The following is a 2,996-nucleotide window of genomic DNA, read 5'->3' as shown; positions in this document are numbered from 1 at the left end:
AACCCGCCCCGCCGGAGTCAGGCCGCGTGCCCCCCGCCCACCGAGAACCCCGCCCCCGTGACATCCCCCGCCCCCGCCCCCGCCACCTTGGCCCCGGCCCGGCCACGGCAGCCGCCCGGGCCCAGCCACCGCCACGGCTCCCGCACGGAGGGAGGCATACGCGCATGCGAGTCCCCGTCGTCCATCGAGTCCCCGTCGTCCATCAGCAGGCCCGGCGGCGGCGTGCCCGCTACGCCCGCCTCCTCTGGAACGGCGCCGAGATCCTCGTAACCCTCGGTGTCGTCCTCATGCTCCTCGTCGTCCACCAGCTGTGGTGGACCAATCGGCAGGCACGGGAGGGCGCCGAGAGGAAGGTCCAAGCCCTGCAGCGGGAGTGGGAGGGAGAGGGGGACGGGGGTGGCGAGGGCGATTCGGCGGGCGGCGGATCCGTCTCGGACCGTGGCTCCACCTCCCCCGGCGACGGGGACGGCGACAGCGACGGTGACCATGCCGGCGGCGGCTCCCGGTCCGCGCCGGACTCCGCCTCCGCCACCAATCCCGGCCCCCGTCCCCGTTGGACCCAGGCCTACGCCATCCTGACCATCCCCCGTCTCGACCTCCGTGTTCCGGTCGCGGAAGGGATCAGCAAGGCGAACGTGCTCAACAAGGGGTACGTCGGCCACTACCCGGGGACCGCGCAGCCCGGGCGGGACGGGAACTTCGCGCTCGCCGGGCATCGGAACACCCACGGCGAGCCGTTCCGGTACATCAACCGGCTTCGGCGGGGGGACCGGATCGAGGTGGAGACCAGGACCGCCGTCTATACGTACGTCGTCGACAGGACGCTGTCGCAGACCTCGGCGCGGGACGGGGGAGTGATCCGGGAGATCCCTCGCAGCACGGTCAGGCCCTCGTACGGGTACTCCGACCCCGGCTACTACCTCACGCTCACCACGTGCACTCCGGAGTACACGTCCAAGTACCGCCTGGTGGTCTGGGGGAAGCTCGGTTCCATGCGGCCCCGCTGAGCCATCTCGCCGAGCCACCCCGCCGAGCCATCCGCCGAGCAGCCCGAGCCCGAGCCCGAGCCCGGGCCTCCGCCGGATCAGGCCTTCTTCACCTGGTCGTAGCGGCCCAGGAAGTCCGGCCTGCCGTTCCGTATCCGGTGGAGGAAGAGGCCGTTGACCCAGCGGAACTGCTTGGTCACCGGATCGAATTCGATGGTCTTGGCGAGCCCCTTGTGGGTGGTCTGGCGGAGCCTGCGCACCATGGCGCCCCGCTCGGGCTCGACGCTGCCCAGCTCGCGCAGGCCCTGGGCGACGAAGAGCAGCGCGTCGTACGCCTCCACGGCGAAGCGCCCGACCGTGCTTACTCCGAAGCGCTTCCTGTACGTCTTCACGAAGCGTGCCGCGGTCGGCAGCTCGGCCGGGTCGACGTAGGTCGTCACCATCACCCAGCCTTCGGCTGCCCGGCCCGCCTCCCTGAGGAACGCGGTCTGCAGGACGGGTTCCGGGGCCATGCGCGTCCCCCGGAATCCGGCCCGTTCCAGCGCGCGGGCGCAGCGGGCGGCCCGGTGCGGTGAGGAGCCGGCGTACACGACGGCCTGCGCGTCGGAGGCGAGCACGGCGGCGGCGACCGTGTCGAAGTCCTCGCTGTCCGCGGGGACGGCATGGGTCGTGGTCGTGCCTTTGGAGGGCGGGTACGCAGTCAGGGTCTTGACGATCTGCCAACTGGTCCGGCTCGCCGCCCTGTCGTCCACGAGGGCGGTCCTGCGGCTCTTCTCGGCGTGGGTGAGGTAGTGGATGAAGGGTGTCGACAGGGTGCTCTCGTCGGGCCTGAGCTGGAAGTACCCGCGGGAGACGGTCTGGGAGTAGAGGTCGTCTCCGGAGGAGACGGTCACGATGGGCAGCAGGGCCTTCTCGTAGCGGGATACGGCGGTCTCGGCCGAGGCACTGCCGGTCGGGCCGATGACGGCGTACACGTCGTGGTCCGCGACGAACTTTCCGGCCACTTCCTCGGCCCGCTTCGCCTCGCCCGCGTCGTCGAGGACCTTCAGGGCCAGGTCGAAGGTGCGGTCGTCGCGGGACCGGGAGTTGAAGTCCGCCACGGCAATCCGGGCGCCCCGCTCCTGAGCCCTGCCGATCGCCTTGTCCGGGCCCGACAGGTCCGCGTGCAGGCCGATGACGTACCGGGGCAGTGGTGCGGAACTCGTCGCGCCGTTGCCGCCGGACGCGGGCCTGGAGGTGGCCCAGGCCGCGAGGCCGCCACCGGTCAGGACGACCGCGGCCGCCGAGCCCAGCGTCAGCAGGCGGCGCCGGGAGAGGCCGGGCGGCTCCGGCGGTTGCACGACTGTGGCCGGCCCGGGGTCGGGCAGGGCCAGGACGGCGGACGAGCGTTCCGCGATCAGCCGGGGCAGCGAGGGCGGCAGCCAGTCGTCCTTCCACGCGCCCGCCTGCCCGCCTGCTTGCTTGCCTGCCCGCCCGTCCGTCCGTTCGCCCTCCCGTTCGTCCTCACCGGCCAGGGCGTCCCGTACCTCCTGTGCGGTGGGTCTGGCCGCCGGGTCCTTGGCGAGGCAGTCGGTCAGCAGCGGGACCAGGGTCCACGGCACGGCGTCCAGGTCCGGTTCCTCGTGGACCGTGCGGAAGATGACCGCGGCCGCGGTGCCGGTGCCGAACGGGCGGCGGCCGGTCGCCGCGTACGCCAGGACGCAGCCCAGCGAGAAGACGTCGCTCGGCGGGCCGATGTCACCGCCCCGCGCCCGCGCCTGCTCGGGCGAGAGGTAGCCGGGCGAGCCGATCACCACGTCGCTCGCGGTCAGCGCGGTGGCACCGGTGGAGCGCGCGATGCCGAAGTCGATCAGCCGGGGGCCGTCTAGGGCGAGCAGGATGTTGCCCGGCTTTACGTCCCGGTGCACCAGGCCCGCGGCGTGCACCTCGGTGAGCGCCTCGGCCAGCCGGGCGCCCAGCGCGCGGACCGTACGCTCCGGCAGCGGCCCGTGCAGCGTGACGGCCTCGGCC

At 73.0% G+C, this 2,996-nt stretch carries 2 protein-coding genes; one reads left to right on the top strand and one right to left on the bottom strand.

What is annotated here, in order from left to right; translation table 11 throughout:
• The first annotated feature begins 164 nt into the window (after positions 1–164).
• Positions 165–1,007 (top strand): class E sortase, encoded by an 843-nt coding sequence (locus O3Q52_RS51395; protein WP_269655290.1) that lies wholly within the window; start codon positions 165–167, stop codon positions 1,005–1,007.
• A gap of 77 nt (positions 1,008–1,084) precedes the next feature.
• Here O3Q52_RS51395 and O3Q52_RS51390 read toward each other — a convergent pair.
• The coding region (locus O3Q52_RS51390) for a bifunctional serine/threonine-protein kinase/ABC transporter substrate-binding protein (protein WP_269655289.1) at positions 1,085–2,996 on the bottom strand (1,912 nt) is incomplete at its 5' end.

The organism is Streptomyces sp. ActVer (genome assembly GCF_027270795.1).
Taxonomy (GTDB): Bacteria; Actinomycetota; Actinomycetes; order Streptomycetales; family Streptomycetaceae; genus Streptomyces; species Streptomyces umbrinus_A.
This window is presented reverse-complemented; position numbering and strand designations above follow the sequence as displayed.